This is a genomic window from Streptomyces spororaveus (genome assembly GCF_016755875.1).
In the GTDB taxonomy this organism is placed as follows: Bacteria; Actinomycetota; Actinomycetes; order Streptomycetales; family Streptomycetaceae; genus Streptomyces; species Streptomyces spororaveus.
Map to the genome: position 1 here is coordinate 3332351 of NZ_BNED01000005.1, position 22789 is coordinate 3355139.

The window sequence follows — 22789 nt, forward strand, 5'->3', positions numbered from 1 at the left end:
AAAGCCCGTACTGCCCCTACCCCCCAGACCCCGGAGGACGGATGGCTTCCGTTACCGACTCCAGTGCGGCGGCGCCCGCGACGCTGCGGCGGAGCCTGGGCTTCCGGGATCTGGTCGTCTACGGGCTGCTGTTCATCGCCCCCATGGCCCCGGTCGGCGTCTTCGGCACGCTCGACGCCAAGTCGCACGGCGCGGTCGCCCTCGTCTACCTCTGCGCGACCGTCGCCATGGCCTTCACGGCCTTCTCCTACGCGCAGATGGTGCGGGTCGCCCCGCAGGCCGGCTCGGTCTTCACCTACGCCCGCAAGGGCCTCGGCGAGGGCGCCGGACTGATCGCCGGCTGGATGGCGATGCTCGACTACCTGCTGATCCCGGCGGTCGCGTACCTCTTCTCCGGGATCGCGATGAACGCGCTGGTCCCGGAGGTCTCCCGGTGGGTGTGGACGGCCCTGGCGGTCGTGATCACCACCCTGCTGAACCTGTGGGGCGTACGGGCGGCCGCGCGCGTGGGTCTCGCCGTGCTGGCCATGGAGATCCTGGTGCTGCTCGTCTTCCTGGTGGCCGCGGTGACCGTACTGGTCCAGGGCGGGGCGCGGCGCGGCTGGCTCTCCCCGCTGACGGGTGACGGCTCACTCGGCTTCAGTACGGCCGCGGTGCTGGGCGCGGTGTCGGTCGCGGTCCTGTCCTACCTGGGCTTCGACGCGATCGCCTCCTTCGCCGAGGAGGTGACGGGCGGCTCGGAGCGGGTGGCGCGGGCGGTGCTGTTCTGCCTGGCGCTGGCCGGGGTGCTGTTCGTCGCCCAGAGCTATCTGGCGGCGCTGCTCATGCCCGTGTCCGCGGCGGAGCTGGCGGCCGAGCCGGCGCTGCAGGGTCCGGCCTTCTACGATGCGGTGGAGTCCGCGGCCGGCGCCTGGCTGCACGACCTGGTGGCCGTCAGCAAGGCGATCGGGGCGGCCTTCGCGGCGCTGGCCGGGCAGGCGGCGGCGGGCCGGCTGGTGTTCGCGATGGCCCGGGAGCGGCGGCTGCCCCGGGTCCTCGCCCGGGTCTCGGGCGGCACCCCGCGGCCCGCCCTGCTGGTGGCGGCCACGATCACGCTGGTCGCGGCGGTGTGGGCGGCCCGCCGGGACGACGGGCTCGACCAGCTGGTGTCGGTGGTGGACGTCGGGGCGCTGGTGGCCTTCACCCTGCTGCACGCCTCGGTGGTGGGCTGGTTCGTGGTCAAGCGGCGGGAGGGTCCGCCGGTCTGGTGGAAGCACCTGGTGATGCCGGTGCTGGGCGCGGCGGTGACCGTCGCGGTGATCTTCGAGGCCTCGTGGACGGCGCAGCTGGTGGGGGCGGTGTGGCTGGCGGTCGGCCTGGGCGTCCTGCTCGTCCAGCGCGGCCGCCGCGACCTCCCGGCCGACACCGGCGCCGGAGCCTGACGCACTGTCGGCGGAGCCGGATAGCCTGCGTGCATGGGTCTGAATACGTCGGCCGAGGCGCCGCTGCCGGTAGGCCAGGTGTCCCGGCTCATCGGGGGCTGGATCGAGCGGCTCGGCCAGGTGTGGGTGGAGGGGCAGATCACGCAGCTCTCGCGGCGGCCGGGAGCGGGGGTGGTGTTCCTGACGCTGCGCGACCCCTCGCACGACATCTCCGTCAGCGTGACCTGCTTCCGCCAGGTCTTCGACGAGGTCGCGGACGTGGTCTCCGAGGGCGCCCGGGTCGTGCTGCTGGCCAAGCCCGAGTGGTACGCCCCGCGCGGGCAGCTGTCCCTGCGGGCCACGGAGATACGGCCGGTCGGCATCGGGGAGCTCCTCGCCCGGCTGGAGCGCCTCAAGCGCTCCCTGGCCTCCGAGGGGCTCTTCGCGCTGGAGCGCAAGAAGCCGCTGCCCTTTCTGCCGCAGCTGATCGGGCTGGTGGTCGGGCGGGCCTCGGCGGCCGAGCGCGATGTCCTGGAGAACGCCCGGCGCCGCTGGCCCGCGGTCCGCTTCGAGGTGCGCAACGTCGCCGTCCAGGGGGTGCACGCGGTGCCCCAGGTGGTTGAGGCGGTCAAGGAGCTCGACGCCATCGACGAGGTCGACGTGATCATCGTGGCGCGCGGCGGCGGCAGCGTGGAGGACCTGCTGCCCTTCTCCGACGAGGAGGTGGTCCGGACGGTCGCGGCGGCCCGTACCCCGGTGGTCTCGGCGATCGGCCACGAGCCGGACTCCCCGCTGCTGGACCTGGTCGCGGACGTCCGGGCCTCCACGCCCACGGACGCGGCGAAGAAGGTGGTCCCGGACGTCGGCGAGGAGCTGGAGCGCGTACGCCAGCTGCAGGCCCGGGGGCTGCGTGCGGTCACCGGGCTGCTCGACCGGGAGGAGCGGGGCCTCGCGCACGCCCTGGCCCGGCCGGTCTTCGTCCACCCCCAGCGGATGGTGGAGATCCGCGAGGACGAGCTGGACGCCCTGCTGGCCCGTGCCCGGCGCACGCTGGGGCACCTGCTGGACCGGGCCGACTCGGAGCTCGCCCACACCCTCGCCCGGGTGGTGGCGCTGTCCCCGGCGGCGACCCTGGAGCGGGGGTACGCCGTGCTCCAGCGGGCCGACGGGCACGTGGTGCGCTCGCCGCAGGAGGTGGCTGCGCACGACGTGCTGCGCGCGCGGGTGGCGGAGGGCACCTTCTCGGTGGAGGTCTCGTCGCTCGGGGTCCCTGAAGCCCCTGAAGCCCCTGCCGCGACGGCCGCTTCGGAATAGCGACACACGGCCGCAATCACGTGGTCGCACGACACACAGAGGATGGATACGGGAATGACAGAGGCCGGAACGGCGCTGGGCTACGAGCAGGCCCGCGACGAGCTCATCGAGGTCGTCCGCAAGCTGGAGGCGGGCGGGACCTCGCTGGAGGACTCCCTCGCGCTGTGGGAGCGCGGCGAGGAGCTGGCGAAGGTGTGCCGGCACTGGCTGGAGGGGGCCCGGGCCCGCCTGGACTCGGCGCTCGCGGCGCGCGAGCCGGCCGGGGAGGAGTGAGCCCGGTCACCCGGAGGCCGATTTAGTTGAAAATTCATCTACCTCCGCCGTAGAGTCGGGGACATCGCTTCACCTCCGTATGGAAGAAGGCTTTCCGATGTCTCTCGTTCTTGACTCCGCCGCGCAGGACCTGCTGTTCCGCGAGGCCCGCACGGCCAACTCGTTCACCGACGAGCCGGTCACCGAGGAGCAGGTCCAGGCGATCTACGAGCTGGTGAAGTTCGGCCCCACCGCCTTCAACCAGACCCCGCTGCGCATCACCCTGGTCCGCTCCCCCGAGGCCCGCGAGCGCCTCGTGAAGCACCTCGCCGAGGGCAACCAGGCCAAGACCGCCGCCGCGCCGCTGGTCGCGATCCTCTCCGCGGACAACGAGTTCCACGAGGAGCTCCCGGCACTGCTGCCGCACTTCCCGCAGGCCAAGGACATGTTCTTCGCCGAGCGCCCGGTCCGTGAGCAGTCCGCCCTGCTCAACTCCGCGCTGCAGGCCGCCTACTTCATCGTCGGCGTCCGCGCCGCCGGCCTGGCCGCGGGTCCGATGACCGGCGCCGACCTCGCCGGCATCCAGAAGGAGTTCCTGGACGCCGACCACACCCCGCTGATGATCGTCAACATCGGCAAGCCGGCGGCCGAGGGTGCCTGGTTCGACCGCTCCCCGCGCCTGGCGTACGACGAGGTCGTCACGACCGTCTGACCGTCGCCGCGGACATGCGAAAAGGGCCGTGCGCCCCGGGATTACCGGGGCGCACGGCCCTTTTCGCATGTCGCGCGCGCGACGGCGGGCGCGGCCCGCGCCCGGTGAGGCGCGGCCCGCGCTACTTGCCCTGCTTGAACTCCAGCGCCGCCGCAAGCGTGCCGAGCTGCTCGAAGGAGGCCGTCCCGGTCACCACCGTGACGTAGCCCTGCTCCTGCCGCACGAGGGCGTCGTACTTCTCGCCGTCCCAGCGCTCCCAGGCCTGGTCGCCGACCTGCTGCGTCTGCCCGGTGGCCGTCGCCTGCTGGGTGACCTTGGCGAGGTACTTGGCCGAGGTGTCCGTGGACTGCTCCACCGCCGCGTACTGCTGGTCCGGGTCGAGGAACCCCAGGTGCCAGGCGTTGGCGTTCTTGCGCTCGTACGTCACCGAGGTCGCCCGCCACTGCTCCTGGAGCCCCACGGGGGCCGCCACCGGATACGGGGCCGCGCGCCGGGCCGTCAGGGTTTCCACCCGGTAGTCGACCGCGTGCGTCGGATCGGCCTTGTCGTCATGCGGGACGAAGAGGTAGATCCCGGCGACGACGATGCCGATCACCCCCAGCGACCGGACCATGTCCCAGACCGTCTGCTTGCCTTTCATACCTGCCACGGGACCCATCGTCCCGCATCCCGGGGCGGCGATCACCGCCGGGGTCGCGGTGCGGCGCGTGTCGGCGGACCCTGGAGAGTCCCGGAGGACCGCAAGACGTCCGCTCAGGACAATCGGCTGACCGATATGCCGCTCATACGTGACCCGCCCTGCTCAATATGTCGACGTACCGATAGAGTTCCAGCACCCTCACTTCCCGGCCGTCGCCGTACAGAAAGGTGCGCTCCGATGACCGAGCACAACCTGCCGCCCCAGCTCGAAGTCTCTCCGGAGGCCCCCGACCGCAACCTCGCACTGGAACTCGTACGGGTCACCGAGGCCGCCGCCATGGCCGCGGGCCGGTGGGTCGGACGCGGCGACAAGATCGGCGCGGACGGTGCCGCGGTCAACGCGATGCGCACCCTGATCTCCACCGTCTCGATGAACGGCGTCGTCGTCATCGGCGAGGGGGAGAAGGACGAGGCCCCCATGCTCTTCAACGGCGAGCGGGTCGGCGACGGCACGGGCGCCGAGGTCGACATCGCCGTGGACCCGATCGACGGCACCACCCTGAACGCCAAGGGCATGCCGAACGCCATCGCCGTCCTGGCGGCCGCCGACCGCGGCACCATGTTCGACCCGTCCGCGGTGTTCTACATGGAGAAGCTGGTCACCGGCCCCGAGGCCGCCGACTTCGTCGACATCAACGCGCCCGTCTCGGTGAACATCCGCCGGGTCGCCAAGGCCAAGAACATGGCCGTCGAGGACGTCACCGTGGTCATCCTGGACCGCCCCCGCCACGAGGGCATCGTCAAGGAGATCCGCGAGACCGGCGCCCGGATCAAGTTCATCTCCGACGGCGACGTCGCGGGCTCGGTCATGGCCGTGCGCGAGGGCACCGGCGTCGACCTGCTCCTCGGCATCGGCGGCACCCCCGAGGGCATCATCTCGGCGTGCGCCATAAAGTGCCTCGGCGGCACCATCCAGGGCAAGCTCTGGCCGAAGGACGAGGCCGAGCGCCAGCGCGCGCTCGACGCCGGTCACGACCTGGACCGCGTCCTGACCACGAACGACCTGGTGTCCGGCGAGAACGTCTTCTTCGTCGCCACCGGCATCACGGACGGCGAGCTGCTGCGCGGCGTCCACTACCGCTCGGAGACCGCGACGACGTCCTCGCTGGTCATGCGCTCGAAGTCGGGCACGATCCGGCAGATCGACTCGACGCACCGCCTGTCGAAGCTGCGCGCGTACAGCGCGATCGACTTCGACCGCGCGCACTAGTCACCGGCGCAAACGAGAGGGGCGGTCACCGCGTGCGGCGGGACCGCCCCTCTCGTACGTTCACGTCCGGCGTCCGGCGCCCTGCCGTCCGGCACCCTGCGTCCGGTGCCTCGGCGGCCGACCACGGTCGGCCTGCGACCGGCTCAGCCCGCCGCGGCGATCGGCCCGGTACCCGGGGCCTGGCGCAGCTCGGCGGCCCTGCGGCGCATCCGCGCCAGCACCACCCGGCGCTCGGCCGCGGTGAGCCCGCCCCACACCCCGTACGGCTCGGGCTGGAGCAGTGCGTGCTCCCGGCAGGCGACCATCACCGGGCAGCGGGCGCAGACGCGCTTGGCGGCCTCCTCGCGGGAGAGCCGGGCCGCGGTCGGCTCCTTGGACGGCGCGAAGAAGAGCCCCGCCTCGTCTCGGCGGCACACCGCCTCCGCATGCCATGGGCCGTCTTCCGCCCTCGCCGGCACCCGCGGCTTCGGCACGGCCGCCGCACGCCCCGGAAAACTCTGGACGGCGGCTACCTGCAAGGACTGATGCGGCGGATGCGGCACGGTCTACTCCTGACGACGTATACGTGAGCGAGAGACGACGCACCTGTCCCTACCCGCTGTACGCGCCCCTATGCACCGCGCGCCACCGGCCGCCGGGGGTTCGTCCGAAAGGAGACCCCACCGGCCGGACCGTCACGCCGCGGGTGCGGCCCATCCCGGATCCCGTCCGAGGAAGGCCAGCAGGGCGGCCGCCGCGCCTTGGTCCGCGCCGGGCGCGAGGGGGAACGCCGGGCCGTAGGCGAAGCCGCGCAGCGGCTCGGTGAGGGCGTCGGCGGCCGGGCGCAGGGCGGCGGCCAGCGCGTCGGTCAGGGCCGGGGGGCGGCCCGTGGCAACGGCGATGTCCCAGGCGTGCACGGCGGCGTCGAGGGCGGCGGCGCCGACGGCCGTCTCGGCCGGTACGGAGAACGGCGGCAGCGGCACCGCCACCGCGGGGTCTGCGGGGGCGACCCCGGCGAAGGCCTCGGCAGCGGCCGCGAGCGCGGGATCCAGCAGGCTCCGCGGCGGGCCGGCCAGGGTGCCGGAAGGCGCGAAGGGGTCCTCGGCGGGCCCGGGCCCGCCGGTCAGGCGGGCGGCGTAGGCGAGCTGGTCGCCCGCGGCGTGCCGGAGGACCTGGGCGGCGTTCCACTGCGTGCAGGGGGTCGGGCGGCCCCAGCCGTCGGCGGGCACCCCCGCGACGGCCTCGCGCAGCGTCTCGTACGCCTGGTCGAGCAATTCCCACGTGGTTGTCGTCATGAACCGGACACTAGGGGGTGTCTTGTCGCTCGTCGGCCGAATTCCGTTGGATCCCCGGCCCGTCGAGCCTCCGGGGTCAGCCGTCCAGGCGCTTGCGCAGCTTGCGGGCGAGGTCCACCAGCCGGGCACCGAGCTTGGGGCGCGCCTCGATGTTGCCGAGCAGGGCGAAGCCCCTGACGATCACCACCGGCGCCTGCGGGTCGCTCTCCCCGCGGCCCTCGCCACGCACCTCGAAGTTGCCGAGGACCCCGCTGCCGTAGCCGCGCAGGGTGACGTTCTCCGGGACCAGGACCTCGACGCTGCCGAGGACGCAGGTCACGTTGATCTCGGTGACCTGCTGCTCGAAGACCGCCTCGGTGAGGTCGATGGTGATGTCGCCCATGACGGAGATCGCCCGGGTCTGCGCGCCCGGCCGCCAGCGGCCCTTGCGGGCCGAGCTGCTGCACACCGCCACTATCGTCTCGGCGGGACCGCCCGGGGCGGAGGAGGGGGCCGCGTACACCGGGGAGGCATGGACGCCGCCGGGCGCGGGCAGATCCCGTACGAGCGCTTCCAGCTCGCCCACGGTCTTGACCGCGTACAGCGTGTCCAGACGGTCGGAATGCTCCTCGGCCGTCAGCCGGCCTTCGGCCACGGCATCGCCGAGGATCTGCGCGATCCGGTCCCGGTCCGCGTCGGAGGCGCGCAGCCCGGCGGGGGCGGAGGCCGCAGGGGCGGGGGCGGGGGCGGCGGGGTGCTTTTCCAGGTCCACGACGCCCAGCATAGCCAGACACGATAGATCGCGATACTGCCGAGTGAGCCTTACCTCACAGACACGCCCCCGCGGGAAGGTCCTACGCTGGACAACCGCGCTGCCAATTGGTCGCCAGCGCCGTCTGCCGAGTGAGGAATGACTGCCGTCATGCCAGAGTTTGCGTACACCGACCTGCTGCCCCTGGGCGAGGACACCACCCCATACCGGCTGGTGACCGCCGAGGGCGTGTCCACCTTCGAGGCGGACGGCCGTACGTTCCTCAAGGTCGAGCCGGAGGCGCTGCGCAAGCTCGCCGAAGAGGCCATCCACGACATCCAGCACTTCCTGCGCCCCGCGCACCTCGCGCAGCTGCGCCGCATCATCGACGACCCCGAGGCCTCCTCGAACGACAAGTTCGTCGCGCTCGACCTCCTCAAGAACGCGAACATCGCGGCGGCCGGCGTCCTGCCGATGTGCCAGGACACGGGCACGGCGATCGTCATGGGCAAGCGCGGCCAGAACGTGCTGACCGAGGGCGGCGACGAGGCGGCGCTCTCGCGCGGCATCTACGACGCGTACACCCGCCTCAACCTGCGCTACTCGCAGATGGCGCCGATCACCATGTGGGAGGAGAAGAACACCGGCTCGAACCTGCCCGCGCAGATCGAGCTGTACGCGACCGACGGCGGCGCGTACAAGTTCCTCTTCATGGCCAAGGGCGGCGGCTCCGCCAACAAGTCCTTCCTCTACCAGGAGACCAAGGCGGTCCTCAACGAGGCCTCCATGATGAAGTTCCTGGAGGAGAAGATCCGCTCGCTCGGCACGGCGGCCTGCCCGCCCTACCACCTGGCGATCGTGGTCGGCGGCACCTCGGCGGAGCACGCGCTCAAGACGGCGAAGTACGCCTCGGCCCACTACCTCGACGAGCTCCCCACGGAGGGCTCCCCGCTCGGCCACGGCTTCCGGGACCTCGACCTGGAGCAGCAGGTCTTCGAGCTGACCCAGAAGATCGGCATCGGCGCGCAGTTCGGCGGCAAGTACTTCTGCCACGACGTCCGCGTCGTGCGCCTCCCGCGCCACGGCGCGTCCCTGCCGGTCGCGATCGCCGTGTCCTGCTCCGCGGACCGCCAGGCCACCGCGAAGATCACCGCCGAGGGCGTCTTCCTGGAGCAGCTGGAGACGGACCCGGCGCGCTTCCTGCCGGACACCACGGACGAGCACCTGAACGAGGCCTCGGACGTCGTCTCCATCGACCTGAACCAGCCGATGGACGACATCCTGGCAACGCTCACGAAGCACCCGGTGAAGACCCGCCTGTCCCTGACCGGCCCGCTGGTCGTGGCCCGCGACATCGCGCACGCCAAGATCAAGGAACTGCTGGACTCGGGCGCCGAGATGCCGCAGTACCTGAAGGACCACCCGGTCTACTACGCGGGCCCCGCGAAGACCCCCGAGGGCTACGCGTCGGGCTCCTTCGGCCCGACCACGGCCGGCCGCATGGACTCGTACGTCGAGCAGTTCCAGGCCGCGGGCGGCTCCAAGGTCATGCTGGCCAAGGGCAACCGCTCCCAGCAGGTGACGGACGCCTGCGGCACGCACGGCGGCTTCTACCTGGGCTCGATCGGCGGCCCGGCCGCGCGCCTGGCCCAGGACTGCATCAAGAAGGTCGAGGTCCTGGAGTACGAGGAGCTCGGCATGGAGGCGGTCTGGAAGATCGAGGTCGAGGACTTCCCGGCCTTCATCGTCGTGGACGACAAGGGCAACGACTTCTTCCAGAACCCGGCCCCGGAGCCGACCTTCACCCACATCCCGGTCCGCGGCCCGGGTCTGTAGCGCGACGGCCGGGGCCCGGGGGCGTTTCGACGTCACCGGGCACCCAGCCGACCCCGTTCCGCTGGAAGGGCAGGGACATGCACACCCGGAGCACCCCGTTCGCACTGAGCACGTGGCAGGGCGGCGGGAAGGGGCAGCCTCGCCGGTCCGGTTGGCAGGGGACGTCCATGGAGTGGGGCGAGATCACGGTCGCCTCGCTGCCGCACGCGGCCGACGACGTCCGCGCCGCCGAGGTCACCGGCGAGCACATCCCCCGGGGCGTCTTCGAATCGCGCGGCATCCAGGTGATGGTCACCGAACGGCCGACTCTGAACGGGGCGACGCTGCGCATCGGGGACGCCGTGGTGTACCTGAAGCGGAACCGGTGGGGGGCCACGCATCGGGGCCGCGCCCTGCACATGGGGCACGCCGGCGACCGGTACCGGCTCTGGGCGGTCAGCCGCCGGGAGTACGTCCTCATGCGCGAGGCGGACCACCAGGACCGCGGTGTCACCGTCAAGGTCAAGGAATCGGGCATCGCCAAGTGGAAGCGCGTCGACGTGCGCGTGACCGGCCGGGCCCTCGGGGCCGACATCGCGCTCGCCCTCGTCTTCGCGGGGGTCGACCGGTCCGTACTGACCAGGCGGGGTGCCGTGCGTGCGGGCCTCTCGCGGGTCTTCCACGTGGCGGCGGACTCCGCCCTGGGGTGACCGCCGACGACCGGCCGACGGGCTGATCGACGGGAACAGGACCGTCCGAGGGTGTCTCCCCCGTTCGGGGGAGACACCCTCAGGCATGTCCGCCCATCGGCAGATGGCAGGGCGGCGGGCTCCCGGCGAGGCTGTTCCCGTACCCGAACGGGCCACCTTTCACAGGGAGTTCACGATGAAGAACCGCAAGCGCGCCCTCATCCTGGCCGGAACCGCCGCCGCCCTCGCGGCCACCCTGATCGCCGCTGCCCCGGCGCCGGCCGCACCGGCCGCGCCGAAGCTCGCCTCGGTGCACGGCGGCGGGACGGTGGCCTACCCCTACGTCCCGAAGGAGCACGACATCCGCTTCACCGTCGACGCCGACGCCGCCCCGTGGAGCAGGCCCTTCCCGGCCCCGGGCGGGGAACAGGGCATGCCGGTCGACGCGCGCGGCAAGGTGACCGTCTACCACGCCATGCCCGACGCGAACTTCACCGGCGTCGCCGAGGCGGAGGTGGACTGCATGGTCACCGGCGGCAAGACGGCCACGGTCACCGCGGTGGTCACGTCCTCGAACGTCGGCTGGGAGGGCAAGCGGATCGGGATCAGCGTCCAGGACGGCGAGCGCGGCGGCCCCGACCGGGTGGGCTTCTCGTGGGGCATCGCCAACGTCGACGTACAGCCCGACGGCTCGGTGGCCGAGCCCCGCGTGGGCACGTGCATGGCCCCGGCCCCCTTCACCGAGGTCACCAAGGGCGGCTTCAAGGTCACCCCGGCGCCCTTGGCCCCGCGGCCGAAGCCGTAGTCACGGCGTCGGACCCGACGGGTACCGGGCCTCAACGGGGGTGGCCCGGTCCCCCGCCCACCGCGCGGCGGCCACCCCGGTGCGGCCGCCCACCGGTCCACGGCCGGCTGCCGCCGACAGCGGGTCGTCCCGTACATCTTCCGTTCCGCCGTCCGGACGGCACGCGGCACCGGGCCGGCCACCGCATCCGGATACCGTTTCTTCCATGAACCGGCAGTCCATGCTCCCCGCCACCGCCCGCGCCGTCCGGGTCGTCGCCCACCGCGGGGCGTCCCACGAGCACCCCGAGCACACCCTCGCCGCCTACCGGCAGGCCATCGCCGACGGGGCCGACGCGCTCGAATGCGACGTACGGCTCACCGCCGACCACAAGCTGGTGTGCGTGCACGACCGGCGGGTCGAGCGGACCTCCGACGGGCGCGGGGTGGTCTCCGAGATGACGTACGCGGAGCTCTCCGCGCTCGACTTCGGGGCGTGGAAGGGGGCCGGGCACGCCGGGGCCCGGGTGCTGCTCTTCGAGGACCTGCTCCGGGAGGCGCTGGCCGCGCCCCGGCCGGTCGGGCTCGCCGTCGAGACCAAGCACCCGACCCGGGCGGGCGGCCGGCTGGAGGCCGAGCTGGTCCGGATGCTCGGGGAGTACGGGCTGGCGGACGGCTCCACCGGCCGCGTCGAGGTGATGAGCTTCTCCCGGAACGCGCTGGTCCGGACGCACCGGCTCGCGCCGGGCCTGCCGACCGTGTTCCTCATCGAGCACAGGGTCAGGCCGGTGCGCCCGCCCTACGCGACCCACGCGGGCCCGGGCATCGACCTCGTACGCCGGGACCCGGGGCTGGTGGCCCGGCTCAAGGCGAAGGGGCTGTCGGTGCGGGTGTGGACGGTGGACGAGCCGCAGGACGTGGAGCTGTGCGTGCGCCTCGGCGTGGACACGATCATCACCAACCGGCCCAAGCAGGTACGGGAGCAGCTCGAGGCCCGCTGACCCGCGGCCCGCAGGCCGGGCCGGTCAGGCCCGCTGCCCCGCGGTGCGCGGGGACCTCGCCGAGGAGCGGGCGCGTACGGCGCCCACGCCGCAGGCGGCGACGCCGGCCAGCGCGATCACGATCAGGGGATTGGCCCAGATCGGGACGAGCTCGACGCTGGTGCCGTCGGGGAAGTCGCACACCTTCGACAGGGGGAAGCTCCGCGAAGTGATCTTTATGTCGCCGTCGGGGGTCCGGTGGGACTCGGGGCCGAACTGTGCCGCGCGTTCTTCGAGGCAGGGCCGCGTGGGGCGGGAGTTGAGCCCGCTGAGGCCGCCCACGGCGAAGGCGAGGACGGCGAGGCACAGACAGGCGACGGCCCCTTCCACCCAGGGGCCGACGGCGCCGCGGCTCATGCCCGGCCTCTGGGTCGCCACCAGGTGCACCGCCTTGACGAGCAGGAAGGCGCCGGCCGGGAGGGCCAGGAGGACGGCTGCGGCTGCTACGAGGATCGGACTCACCCTTACGTGGAAACGGTGCTTCAGGCAGGCGCCCGCCGAGGGGCGGGGCGCCACGGTCACCCTGCCACAACACCCCCTCCGAGCAGCGGACATACGTTCGTCGAACGTGAGGGCGTCGCGTTCGGCCCGCGGCCCGGCACGGAAACACCCGGCCGGGGTGCGCCGGCCGGGCGTGGGGGGTTCGTGGGTGCGGGGCGGTTATGCGAAGCGCTGGTCGGCGGATCCGTTGCAGGTCTGCAGGCGCAGCGGCTCGTGGGCGGCGGCCACCGTCAGGCACATGCCCGGGGCGGCGGCGGGCCGGAAGGTGGCGCCGTCGCGGACGAACCGCTGGTTCGCGCCGCCGTGGCAGTTCCAGATGATCAGGGCGGTGCCGGAGCCGTAGTCGGCGCCGGGGGCGTCGAGGCAGCGGTCCTGGGTGAGTTCGACGTGGAGGGACGTGCGGGCGCTGTCGTACCACCAGCCCTGGTTACGGCCGCCGTGGCAGTCCCAGCCGACGATCCTGGTCCCGTTGGCGCTGGAGCCGCCGAAGGAGTCGAGGCAGGTGCCGGTCGCCTCGTTCTTCAGGGGCTTGAACGCGGCGTCCCAGGATCCGGCCCGGAGAACGGGCGTACCGGTGCTCGCGGGGTCGGCGCAGGAGGCCTCGCGCAGGCCCGAGTCGTAGAGCTGGGTCAGACAGGACGCGAAGGCGCCGTGGCCCCGGTAGTTGGGGTGGAAGGACTGCCGGGCGGTGTTCTCGTCCCACGGGAAGTGGTCCCCGAGGTCCAGGTAGAGGCCACGGGCCCAGGTGTCCTCCATGCACACCTCGTGGCCGTGGAACAGCCGCGAGTTGTCCAGGTAGACCGCGCCGGAGGCGAGGGCCGCCGCGCGCATGCCCTTCTCGAACGCGGGCACCGCGTAGTTGCGGCCCCACGCGGCGTCGGAGTCGTAGCCCGCGCAGCCGCCGGGGAGCTTGCCGGGGAAGTTCGGGTTGTCGTGGAAGTCGGGCCCGATGGGGCTCGGGTAGCCCATCACGACGAGCTTGTAGTCGGAGTCGGCGTAGCCGGCGTCGCGCATGACGGTCCTGAGGTCGGCGACCGTGGCCTCGACCTTGGGCTTCAGGCCGTCGACGCGGGCCTGCCAGCCGGGGCCGTACTTGGGCTCGCAGGTGCCCTGGCCGAGCACCCAGCGGGTCACGCAGTCGGTCATGACGGGGCCGAACTGCAGGTCGTCGTTGGCCCCGGCGACCAGCAGCACCATCTTGATCTTCGTGTTGCGCGCCTTGACGGCCAGGTTGTCGCTCTGGACCAGCTCGTCGGCGTACTGCTTGCTGCCGCCGATCCTGATGTTGCCGGTGTAGCCGCCGGAGCAGGCGACGTTGAAGGTCAGGTCGGCCGGTATGCCGGTGCGGTGGATCGCCGCGTCCGGCGAGCGGTGGCACTGGTTGTCCGGGGTGTTGGTCGCGGGGTCGTAGGTGCCGACGCCCTCGCCCGAAATCTCGCTGTCGCCCAGCGAGATCAGGCCAGTTTTCCGCTCGTTCGGCGGGCGCACGGCGGGGTCGCCGTAGATCTTGGTCGCCTCCGCCGCCCGGATGGCCTCCAGCTCGGGCGACAGCGGCGCGACGGCGGCCCCGGGGGCGGGCGCCGCCTGGGCCATGGGGGTGACGGCGGTGACACCTCCCAGGGCGGCCGCGATCGCCGCGACGGCGGCGAAGGTAGATCTGAGCATGGGTCTCGTACGGGCACGTGCCATGGAACGCCTCCCCGGATCTGAGTGTTACCCCCGGTATTTACTGGCCGGTAGGGGAGTTGGGAACACTTCGAACAAGACAATTGCTCAACTTATTGAGGAGGCTTCACACATGACGGATGACCAGCAGGCCGACGCGTACCGGACCGAGCACGACTCCATGGGCGACGTACGGGTGCCCCGGCACGCGAAATGGCGCGCCCAGACCCAGCGCGCGGTCGAGAACTTCCCCATCTCCGGGCAGCGGCTGGAGCGCGCCCACATCGAGGCACTGGCCCGGATCAAGGCGGCCGCCGCCGTGGTGAACGCGAAGCTCGGCGTGGTGGACCAGGAGGTCGCCGACGCGATCCGCTCCGCCGCCGCCGAGGTCGCGGACGGCCGCTGGGACGACCACTTCCCCGTGGACGTCTTCCAGACCGGCTCCGGAACCTCGTCCAACATGAACACCAACGAGGTGATCGCCACCCTGGCCACCGAGCGCCTGGGCCGCGAAGTCCATCCCAACGACCACGTCAACGCGTCGCAGAGCTCCAACGACGTGTTCCCGTCCTCCATCCACATCGCCGCCACCGCCGCCGTCACCGGTGAGCTGATCCCGGCCCTGGAACACCTGGCGGCCGCGCTGGAGCGCAAGGCCGCCGAGTTCGCGCAGGTCGTCAAGGCCGGGCGCACCCACCTCATGGACGCCACCCCGGTCACCCTCGGCCAGGAGTTCGGCGGGTACGCCGTCCAGATCCGCTACGGCGTCGAGCGGCTGCGGGCGGCCCTGCCCCGGCTGGCCGAGCTGCCGCTGGGCGGCACGGCGGTGGGCACCGGCATCAACACCCCGCCCGGGTTCTCCGCCGCGGTGATCGCCGAGGTCGCCGCCACGACCGGGCTGCCGCTGACCGAGGCCCGCGACCACTTCGAGGCGCAGGGGGCCCGGGACGCGCTCGTGGAGACCTCCGGAATGCTCCGTACGGTCGCCGTGTCCCTCACCAAGATCTCCAACGACCTTCGCTGGATGGCGTCCGGACCGCGCACCGGTTTGGCCGAAATCAATCTCCCCGATCTCCAGCCGGGCTCCTCGATCATGCCCGGGAAGGTCAATCCGGTGGTCCCGGAGGCCGTCCTGATGGTCGCCGCCCAGGTCATGGGGAACGACGCCACCGTCGCCGTGGCGGGCGCGGCCGGCAACTTCGAGCTCAATGTGATGCTCCCGGTGATGGCCAGGAACCTCCTCGAATCGATCCGCCTGCTCGGCACGGTGAGCCGTCTGCTGGCCGACCGCACGATCGACGGAATCACCGCCAACGAGGCCCGGGCCAGGGAGTACGCAGAGTCCTCGCCCTCCGTCGTCACCCCGCTCAACCGCTACATCGGCTACGAGGAGGCCGCCAAGGTCGCCAAGAGGTCCCTCGCCGAGCGCAGGACGATCCGGGAGGTGGTCCTTGAGTCCGGCTACGTGGAGCGCGGCGCCCTCACTCTGGAGCAGCTCGACGAGGCCCTCGACGTGCTCCGGATGACGCATCCCTGACCCGTCCGGCCACATCCGCGGGCGGGGTCCGGATCCGGTCGATTCCGCTCTCCGAACACCCCGGTGACCTGCGCCGCAGCGGGCCCGGGGACCCCCGCCCTAAGATCTGCGCATGACAGGTACTTCCGAGCCCGGGGGCTCCGCGGCGCGGAGCGCGCCGCCGAGCCCCGCGCAGGGCCCGCGCTGGGCGCCCGGGGAGCAGATCCTCTGGCGCTACCGCGACCACGCCCCGGGGCTGAAGGGCCCGGTCCACATCTGCCGCCCGGTGACCGTGGTCCAGGACACGGAGGAGCTGCTGGCGGTGTGGATGGCCCCCGGCACCGAGTGCGTGAAGCCGGTCCTCGCCGACGGCACGTCCGTCCACGAGGAACCGCTCGCCACCCGCTACACGGCGCCGCGGACCACCGCACGGTCGCGCTGGTTCGGCGGCGGTGTCCTGAAACTGGCCCGGCCCGGCGACTCCTGGTCCGTGTGGCTGTTCTGGGGCCCCGGCTGGCAGTTCAAGAACTGGTACGTGAACCTGGAGGAGCCGCGCTCGCGCTGGGCCGGCGGGGTGGATTCCGTGGACCACTTCCTGGACATCGCCGTCTATCCGGACCGCAGTTGGAACTGGCTGGACGAGGACGAGTTCGCGCAGGCGCAGCGGTGCGGCCTGATGGACCGTGAGCAGGCCGACCGGGTACGGGAGGCGGGCCGCGCGGCGGTCGGGCTCATCGAGGAATGGGGCGCCCCGTTCTCCGGCGGCTGGGAGGACTGGAGGCCTGATCCGGCCTGGAGCATTCCACCCCTTCCGGACGACTGGGACCGCACCCCGGCGCATATGAGCTCATGAGACCCTTGATGCGCCCCCAGGGTTCAAACGTAGGATCGTCCTCCACGAGGTCATGTGCGCGGGACGGTGCGGTCGGTCCGCCGCTGCGCAAGTGGCGTACCGAGCGGCGGATGTGACCGGAGGTCAGGCGCACGACCAGAGGTGACGAGGGGGCGGGGGTCCGTCAGGGGCACCTCCCGGCCGGAGGTTGGGAGAGAAGTTTGGGGCAGGAACCTCGGGGCGATGGTGCCCGGGCCGCTGAGCGGGTATACCGCGACTGACCGAGTTGTGTGCAGCGCACATCGAGCGCAAACGGACGGAAATCCACGCGTGACGGAGTACCCCACCTCCCAGGAGGGCCCGCAGCCCGTCGCCTCCGGCGGAGGTACGGACGAGGCCGGCCACGGCAAGGCGCCCATCGCCGCCGCCGAGGCCGTACGCACGCATGCCGCGGCCACCGGTGCCGCCGCCTCGGCGGAGCCGGACGGCGCGGCCGCCGCGGCGGCCTCCGACGCGCGCGCGGCCCGGTCCGCGGCGGGCGCGGGCGGCAGCGCCGGACTTCCCCGGCCCCGCCGCAACGCGGCCGTCCCGGGCGAGGTACCGGCCGCGGCGGAGCCCGGCCGGGACGCGGCGCGCCCGCGGCCCGGTGCGACCACCCGCGACCCGGCCGCCGGCGCGGGCGGACCGGGCGGTGCCGTCGAGCCCCCGCGCCCGCGCGGAGACAGCGACGACCTGGTGGACGAGGACGGCGGCCTCACCGCCCCCGGCGCGAGCGGCGACGGCGCGGCGGGGACGGGAGCGCACGGAGCCGGCGGGGCCGGCCGTCACGGAGGCGGCGCCGTCCCGGTCGGCGAGGTGTCCGCCGCGCGCCGTGAAGGCGACCGGCTGCGCTTCGTCGGGGCCGCCACCCGGCGGATCGCCCGCGGCATCGACCTCGACGAGATCGTGCTGGGCCTGTGCCGGGCCACCGTGCCGACCTTCTCGGACGCCATCCTCGTCTACTTGCGCGACCCGCTGCCGGTCGGCGACGAGCGGCCTCTCGGGCCGGTCGTTTTAAGGCTCCGGCGCACCGACCGGCTCCGGCCGATCGACGACCTGACGGACATCAGCAGCACCATCGGCGCGGGGATGGACCTCGCCGGGGCCGCGGGGGCCACCGGCGAGCTCGACTTCAGCCAGTTGCCGCTGGTCGGCCCGCAGGGTGACCTGCCCGCGGCCGAGCTGTGCGAGATCCGGCCCGGCGGCGCGCTCGCCGAGGTGCTGCGCGGCGTACGGCCCGTCTTCGGGTCCTCCGCCGCCGCCAAGGCAGCGCTGCCCGAGCTGCTCGGCGTGGACCACCCGCTGCCGGGCGGCAACCGGGCCGTCCTCGCGCCGCTGCGCGGCCGCCGCCGGGTGATCGGCGCCGCCGTGTTCCTGCGCAGCCCGGAGCGTCCCGCCTTCGAGCAGAACGACCTGCTGGTCGCCGCCCAGCTGGCCACCCACACCGCGCTCGGCATCGACAAGGCGGTCCTGTACGGCCGTGAGGCCTACATCGCCGACGAGTTGCAGCGCACCATGCTGCCCGACAGCCTCCCGCAGCCCACCGGGGTGCGGCTCGCCTCCCGCTACCTGCCCGCCGCCGAGACGGCACGGGTCGGCGGCGACTGGTACGACGCCATACCGCTGCCCGGCAGCCGGGTCGCGCTGGTCGTGGGCGACGTCATGGGCCACTCCATGACCTCCGCCGCGATCATGGGCCAGCTGCGCACGACCGCGCAGACCCTCGCGCAGCTGGACCTGCCGCCCGCCGAGGTCCTGCACCACCTGGACGAGCAGGCGCAGCGCCTCGGCTCCGACCGGATGGCCACCTGCCTGTACGCGGTCTACGATCCCGTCGCGCACCGGATCACCATCGCCAACGCGGGCCATCCGCCGCCGGTGCTGCTGCACCTGGGCGGCCGCGCCGAGGTGCTCCGGGTACCCCCCGGCGCCCCCATCGGCGTCGGCGGTGTCGACTTCGAGGCCGTGGAGCTGGACGCGCCGGCCGGGGGCACGCTGCTGCTCTACACCGACGGCCTGGTGGAATCGCGCCTGCGGGACGTGTGGACCGGCATCGAGCAGCTCCGCGAGCGCCTGGCCACCACCGCCCAGCTGACCGGCCTGGACCACCCGCCGCCGCTGGAGGCGCTCTGCGACGACGTGCTGGACATGCTCGGCCCGGGTGACCGGGACGACGACATCGCGCTGCTCGCGGCCCGGTTCGACGGGATCGCGCCCAGCGACGTCGCGTACTGGTTCCTGGACCCGGAGGAGACCGCCCCGGGCCGGGCCCGCCGGTTCGCCCGCCGTGCCCTGACCCGGTGGGGCCTGGAGGAGCTGAGCGACTCGCTGGAGCTCCTGGTCAGCGAGGTGGTCACCAATGCCGTGCGGTACGCGGAGCGGCCGGTGACGCTGCGTCTGCTGCGTACGGACGTACTGCGCTGCGAGGTCGGCGACGACTCGCCGCAGCTGCCGCGCCAGCGCCGGGCGCGGGACACCGACGAGGGCGGCCGCGGCCTGTTCCTGGTCAACCGGATGGCCCGGCGCTGGGGCGCGACGCGGCTCAGCAGCGGCAAGGTCGTCTGGTTCGAGCTGTCGCTGCCGGGCAGGCCCGAACGGCGCTGATCGCGCGAGAACGAAAAGACCGCCGCCCCGCAGCCTGAAGGCTGCGGGGCGGCGGTCTGTCGGGGCTAGCGCTCGGGGACCAGCACCGGCGGGTCCGGCGGCTTGGGACCGGTGGTCTTGGTCGCCGTGGGCGTCGGGGTCGGCGTCGTCGGGGTCGGCGACGTCGGCGTGGTCTTGGTCGCCGTGGGCGTCGGGGTCGGCGTCGGGGACGCCGGCGGGCTGCTGCTGGCCGCCGGGGCGCTGGAGGTCGGCGACGTCGACGGCGTCGGCGAGGCGCTGCGGGACGGCGTCTGCACGGCGCCCATCTCCGCCTCGCTCAGCTGGAACTTGCCTGCGTTGCCCTTGAGGACGGCGAGCGTGTACGCCTTCCAGATCGAGGCGGGGAAGCTGGAACCGCCCAGGCGGCCGAGGCCGGCGGTACCGGTCAGGGTGACCTGCTTGGCGGTGACGGGCTCCTCACCGAAGATCGCGACGACCGTGACCAGTTCCGGGGTGAACCCGGAGAACCAGCCGGAGACGTTGTTCTCGGTGGTACCGGTCTTGCCGGCGGCCTCGTAGGCGCTGCTGCGGACCTTGTTACCGGAGCCGCCGTCGTCGTTGACGACGCCCGTGAGTACCTTGGTGACGGTGTCGGCGGTCTTGCGGCTGATGGCCTGGGAGCCGATGGGCTGGGCCGGCTCGACCTCGCGGTCCTTGTGCTCGGCCTTCTTGATGATGGTCGGCGTGACCTTCTTGCCGTGGTTGTCGAAGGTGGCGTAGACGCCCGCCATTTCCACGGTATTGGCGCTCATGGTGCCGAGCGACATGGCCGGCTTGTCCTCGGGCCAGCCCGGACGGTCCTGCATGCCGAGGGCCAGGGCCGTCTTCTTCACGTTGCGCGGCTCGACGTCCACGATCATCTGCGCGTAGACGGAGTTGACCGAGTAGTTGGTCGCTTCCTGGACCGTCATCATCGGCGTGCCGAAGTTGCGGTCTTCCTGGTTCTGCGGGGCGAACGGGATGTCGCTGCCGAGGACGGCGCGCTTGCTGGTGCCGTCGTAGAGCGCGTTCGGCGTGATCGGCTTGTCGTCCTGGGTCTTCGCCCCGTTCTCCAGGGCGGAGGCGAGCACGACCGGCTTGAAGGTCGAGCCCGGCTGGTAGTCCTTGCGCAGGGCGTTGCTGGACCAGTGGTCCTTCAGGCTCGTGCCGCCGTACATCGCGACGATCGCGCCGGTCTTCGGGTCCACGGAGGTGGCGCCGGCCTGCACGCTCTGGTCCTGGGGCTTGCCCTTGGTGTCCTTGCGGTCGAGCTTGGACTCCAGCTCGTCCTGGACGGCCTTCTCGAGCGCTTCCTGCTTCTTCGCGTCGATGTTCAGCGTGAAGGTCCAGCCGCCGGCGTCGATCAGCTTCTTCTCGACGCCCTGGGCGTTGAGTTCGGCCTCGGCGGCCTGGACCAGGTAGCCCTTCTGGCCGTCCATGCCCATCGGCGGCTGCGGCGGCTGCGGTTCCGCGAACTTCAGCGTCTGGCGCTTGGCCTCGTCCAGCTTGCCCATGTCGACCATGTTCACGAGCGTGGCGTTGTAGCGGATCGTGATCCGCTTCTTGGTGTCCTCGCTGGCGGTCGACCAGTCGTACTGGCTGGGGGCCTGGACGAGGGTGGCGAGGTAGGCGCCCTGCTCCAGCGTCAACTGGCCGACGTCGACGCCGTAGTAGGCCTGGGCGGCCGCCTGGATGCCGTACGCGCCGCGTCCGAAGTAGCTGGTGTTCAGGTAGCCCGCGAGGATCTCGGGCTTCTTCATCCGCTGGTCGACCTTGAGGGAGATCACCAGCTCCTTGAGCTTGCGGGTCGCCGTCTGGTCCTGGGTCAGGTAGTAGTTCTTGACGTACTGCTGGGTGATCGTGGAGCCACCGGCCTTGCCGCGCCCGGTGGCCGTGTTCCACAGACCGCGGGCCAGACCCTTGAAGTCCACGCCCTGGTCCTTGCGGAACGACTTGTTCTCGATCGCGATGAACGCTTCCTGCACGTCCATCGGGATCTTGTCGATCGCCAGGATCTCGCGGTTGACCTTGCCCTTGCTGGCCATGATCGTGCCGTCTGAGTACTTGTAGACGTTGCTCTGCTGGAGCGCCTGCTTGTTGGGGTCCGGCTCGTCCACGTAGAAGTACAGGGCGACCAGCGCGCCCATGCCGAGCAGGGCCAGCCCGAAGAACGTGCCCAGGACCTTCTTCCAGGTGAAGAAGCGTCGTATGCCGGTGCGTTTACCGGCACTTCCGCTTCCCTTGGTGCCCTGCGCGCGTCCGCTCGGCGCACGCCGCGCACCGCGCTGCTGCTGCGCCTTACGCACTTCTGCTCGGCCCATCGCTCCCGCTCCGCTCGATTACCCCCCCGACGTCAGCTCAGAAAGCTAACACCGCAGGCTGTGAGAAAAGTTGGCCAACCATGGCCATTTCCGGTCATTTCGGACGTGAGAATCAGCACCCACATCACTGGAACCGACGCTCACCTAAGCCGAAGGGTTGCCGTAGCGCAAAAAAGTGATATCACTTTGCTAGACGGCCCGATCGGCCGTGAGCTGAGAAACGGGGCAAACCATGACGAACGAAATCGCCACCCCTGACGGAGTACGGGAGTTCACCGCGCGCAGTGTCGGCGGCGGCCTGGCGCTGCTGCTCGGCCTGCTGGGTCTGGTCGCGGGCGCGGGCCTGATCGTGGCCGGCGCGGCGGTCGCGGCCGCCGCGGCCAAGGTGACGCTGATAGCACTCGGCGTACTCCTGGGCCTCGCCGCCCTGTTCGCCATGTGCGGGCTGAACACGGTGGCGCCGGGCGAGGCCCGCGTCGTCCAGCTGTTCGGCCGCTACAAGGGCACCGTCCGCACCGACGGGCTGCGCTGGGTCAACCCGCTGACCTCCCGCAGGGCGATCTCCACCCGGGTGCGCAACCACGAGACGGCCGTCCTGAAGGTCAACGACGCCTACGGCAACCCGATCGAGCTGGCGGCGGTCGTGGTGTGGCGGGTCGAGGACACCGCCCGGGCCACCTTCGAGGTCGAGGACTTCACGGAGTTCGTCGAGACCCAGACCGAGGCGGCCGTCCGGCACATCGCCATCGAGTACCCCTACGACGCGCACGAGGAGGGCGGCCTGTCGCTGCGCGGGAACGCCGAGGAGATCACCGAGAAGCTGGCGGCCGAACTGCACGACCGCGTCGACGCGGCCGGAGTGCACATCATCGAGTCCCGCTTCACGCACCTCGCGTACGCTCCGGAGATCGCCTCCGCGATGCTCCAGCGCCAGCAGGCCGGCGCGGTCGTGGCGGCGCGCAAGCAGATCGTGGAGGGCGCGGTGGGCATGGTGGAACTGGCACTGACCCGGCTGGCCGAGCAGGACATCGTGGACCTGGATCCGGAGCGCAAGGCGGCCATGGTCTCGAACCTGATGGTCGTCCTGTGCGGCGACCGCGCCGCGCAGCCGGTGGTCAACACGGGAACCCTCTACCAGTGAGCCCCGGCGAGGAGAAGCCGGCGGGCCGGCAGGCGCGCAAGCAGGTGCTGCTGCGGCTCGACCCGCAGGTGTACGACGCGCTGGCCCGCTGGGCGGGCGAGGAACTGCGCAGCGCCAACGCGCAGATCGAGTTCCTGCTCCGCCGGGCCCTCGCCGAGACCGGCCGGCTCCCCTCGGCGCCCGGCCCCATCCCGCGCCGGGGACGCCCCCCGAAAGCCTCGGAGTGACCTGTAC

At 72.2% G+C, this 22789-nt stretch carries 21 protein-coding genes; 14 read left to right on the forward strand and 7 right to left on the reverse strand.

Going from position 1 to position 22789, the window contains the following annotated elements; genetic code table 11:
* The first annotated feature begins 41 nt into the window (after positions 1 to 41).
* The 4 genes from Sspor_RS17100 (at position 42) to Sspor_RS17115 (ending at position 3678) form a co-directional block, all read left to right on the forward strand.
* A complete protein-coding gene (locus Sspor_RS17100; RefSeq protein WP_202199917.1) occupies positions 42 to 1421 on the forward strand; it encodes an APC family permease in 1380 nt (459 codons plus the stop codon).
* Positions 1422 to 1454: 33 nt separating this feature from the next.
* Positions 1455 to 2714, forward strand: coding sequence for an exodeoxyribonuclease VII large subunit (gene xseA, locus Sspor_RS17105; RefSeq protein ID WP_202199918.1), 1260 nt, complete (start codon positions 1455 to 1457; stop codon positions 2712 to 2714).
* 54 nt (positions 2715 to 2768) lie between these two features.
* Positions 2769 to 2987 carry an exodeoxyribonuclease VII small subunit gene (locus Sspor_RS17110; RefSeq protein WP_202199919.1) on the forward strand — a complete coding sequence of 73 codons (219 nt, stop codon included), beginning with the start codon at positions 2769 to 2771 and terminating at the stop codon, positions 2985 to 2987.
* 97 nt (positions 2988 to 3084) lie between these two features.
* Positions 3085 to 3678: a malonic semialdehyde reductase gene (locus Sspor_RS17115; RefSeq protein ID WP_202199920.1), complete on the forward strand. Its 594-nt coding sequence runs from the start codon at positions 3085 to 3087 to the stop codon at positions 3676 to 3678.
* 121 nt (positions 3679 to 3799) lie between these two features.
* On the opposite strand, the gene Sspor_RS17120 is transcribed toward Sspor_RS17115, so the two are convergent.
* The gene (locus Sspor_RS17120; protein ID WP_202203701.1) at positions 3800 to 4318 is read right to left on the reverse strand and encodes a DUF4245 domain-containing protein; all 519 of its coding nucleotides are present in this window, start codon (positions 4316 to 4318) and stop codon (positions 3800 to 3802) included.
* A 237-nt stretch (positions 4319 to 4555) separates the two neighbouring features.
* Here Sspor_RS17120 and glpX point away from each other — a divergent pair, with 237 nt between their 5' ends.
* The gene (gene glpX / locus Sspor_RS17125) at positions 4556 to 5587 is read left to right on the forward strand and encodes a class II fructose-bisphosphatase (RefSeq protein WP_030712049.1); all 1032 of its coding nucleotides are present in this window, start codon (positions 4556 to 4558) and stop codon (positions 5585 to 5587) included.
* A 143-nt stretch (positions 5588 to 5730) separates the two neighbouring features.
* Here glpX and Sspor_RS17130 read toward each other — a convergent pair whose 3' ends face one another.
* From Sspor_RS17130 to Sspor_RS17140, 3 genes are all read right to left on the reverse strand, one after another.
* Positions 5731 to 6129 carry a WhiB family transcriptional regulator gene (locus Sspor_RS17130; protein ID WP_372499725.1) on the reverse strand — a complete coding sequence of 133 codons (399 nt, stop codon included), beginning with the start codon at positions 6127 to 6129 and terminating at the stop codon, positions 5731 to 5733.
* A 132-nt stretch (positions 6130 to 6261) separates the two neighbouring features.
* Positions 6262 to 6861, reverse strand: coding sequence for a TIGR03086 family metal-binding protein (locus Sspor_RS17135; RefSeq protein ID WP_202199921.1), 600 nt, complete (start codon positions 6859 to 6861; stop codon positions 6262 to 6264).
* Between the two features lie 76 nt (positions 6862 to 6937).
* Positions 6938 to 7612 carry a DUF1707 SHOCT-like domain-containing protein gene (locus Sspor_RS17140; RefSeq protein WP_202199922.1) on the reverse strand — a complete coding sequence of 225 codons (675 nt, stop codon included), beginning with the start codon at positions 7610 to 7612 and terminating at the stop codon, positions 6938 to 6940.
* A gap of 150 nt (positions 7613 to 7762) precedes the next feature.
* On the opposite strand from Sspor_RS17140, the gene Sspor_RS17145 reads away from it, so the two are divergent.
* The 4 genes from Sspor_RS17145 to Sspor_RS17160 all read left to right on the forward strand — a co-directional run bounded on the left by Sspor_RS17145 (position 7763) and on the right by Sspor_RS17160 (position 11879).
* Positions 7763 to 9427, forward strand: coding sequence for a fumarate hydratase (locus tag Sspor_RS17145; RefSeq protein WP_202199923.1), 1665 nt, complete (start codon positions 7763 to 7765; stop codon positions 9425 to 9427).
* A gap of 167 nt (positions 9428 to 9594) precedes the next feature.
* Positions 9595 to 10116, forward strand: a complete 522-nt coding sequence (locus tag Sspor_RS17150) for a hypothetical protein (RefSeq protein WP_237403900.1) — start codon at positions 9595 to 9597, stop codon at positions 10114 to 10116.
* A 175-nt stretch (positions 10117 to 10291) separates the two neighbouring features.
* Positions 10292 to 10900, forward strand: a complete 609-nt coding sequence (locus Sspor_RS17155; protein ID WP_202199925.1) for a hypothetical protein — start codon at positions 10292 to 10294, stop codon at positions 10898 to 10900.
* A 205-nt stretch (positions 10901 to 11105) separates the two neighbouring features.
* The gene (locus Sspor_RS17160) at positions 11106 to 11879 is read left to right on the forward strand and encodes a glycerophosphodiester phosphodiesterase (RefSeq protein ID WP_237403901.1); all 774 of its coding nucleotides are present in this window, start codon (positions 11106 to 11108) and stop codon (positions 11877 to 11879) included.
* Between the two features lie 24 nt (positions 11880 to 11903).
* On the opposite strand, the gene Sspor_RS17165 is transcribed toward Sspor_RS17160, so the two are convergent.
* A complete protein-coding gene (locus Sspor_RS17165; protein ID WP_202199926.1) occupies positions 11904 to 12440 on the reverse strand; it encodes a hypothetical protein in 537 nt (178 codons plus the stop codon).
* A gap of 138 nt (positions 12441 to 12578) precedes the next feature.
* Positions 12579 to 14084, reverse strand: a complete 1506-nt coding sequence (locus Sspor_RS17170; RefSeq protein ID WP_372499724.1) for a ricin-type beta-trefoil lectin domain protein — start codon at positions 14082 to 14084, stop codon at positions 12579 to 12581.
* A gap of 133 nt (positions 14085 to 14217) precedes the next feature.
* Here Sspor_RS17170 and Sspor_RS17175 point away from each other — a divergent pair, with 133 nt between their 5' ends.
* From Sspor_RS17175 to Sspor_RS17185, 3 genes are all read left to right on the forward strand, one after another.
* Positions 14218 to 15621: a class II fumarate hydratase gene (locus Sspor_RS17175; protein ID WP_202199928.1), complete on the forward strand. Its 1404-nt coding sequence runs from the start codon at positions 14218 to 14220 to the stop codon at positions 15619 to 15621.
* 112 nt (positions 15622 to 15733) lie between these two features.
* Entirely contained in the window at positions 15734 to 16453 is a 720-nt protein-coding gene (gene fomD, locus Sspor_RS17180) for a cytidylyl-2-hydroxypropylphosphonate hydrolase (protein WP_202199929.1), read from the forward strand.
* A 309-nt stretch (positions 16454 to 16762) separates the two neighbouring features.
* Positions 16763 to 19075 (forward strand): SpoIIE family protein phosphatase, encoded by a 2313-nt coding sequence (locus Sspor_RS17185; protein ID WP_202199930.1) that lies wholly within the window; start codon positions 16763 to 16765, stop codon positions 19073 to 19075.
* Between the two features lie 65 nt (positions 19076 to 19140).
* On the opposite strand, the gene Sspor_RS17190 is transcribed toward Sspor_RS17185, so the two are convergent.
* Positions 19141 to 21414 carry a transglycosylase domain-containing protein gene (locus tag Sspor_RS17190; protein ID WP_202199931.1) on the reverse strand — a complete coding sequence of 758 codons (2274 nt, stop codon included), beginning with the start codon at positions 21412 to 21414 and terminating at the stop codon, positions 19141 to 19143.
* A 232-nt stretch (positions 21415 to 21646) separates the two neighbouring features.
* Here Sspor_RS17190 and Sspor_RS17195 point away from each other — a divergent pair, with 232 nt between their 5' ends.
* Positions 21647 to 22555, forward strand: a complete 909-nt coding sequence (locus Sspor_RS17195) for an SPFH domain-containing protein (RefSeq protein ID WP_202199932.1) — start codon at positions 21647 to 21649, stop codon at positions 22553 to 22555.
* Positions 22552 to 22782 carry a type II toxin-antitoxin system antitoxin gene (locus Sspor_RS17200; RefSeq protein WP_202199933.1) on the forward strand — a complete coding sequence of 77 codons (231 nt, stop codon included), beginning with the start codon at positions 22552 to 22554 and terminating at the stop codon, positions 22780 to 22782. The genes Sspor_RS17195 and Sspor_RS17200 overlap by 4 nt, the downstream gene beginning before the upstream one ends.
* Positions 22783 to 22789 lie beyond the last annotated feature (7 nt).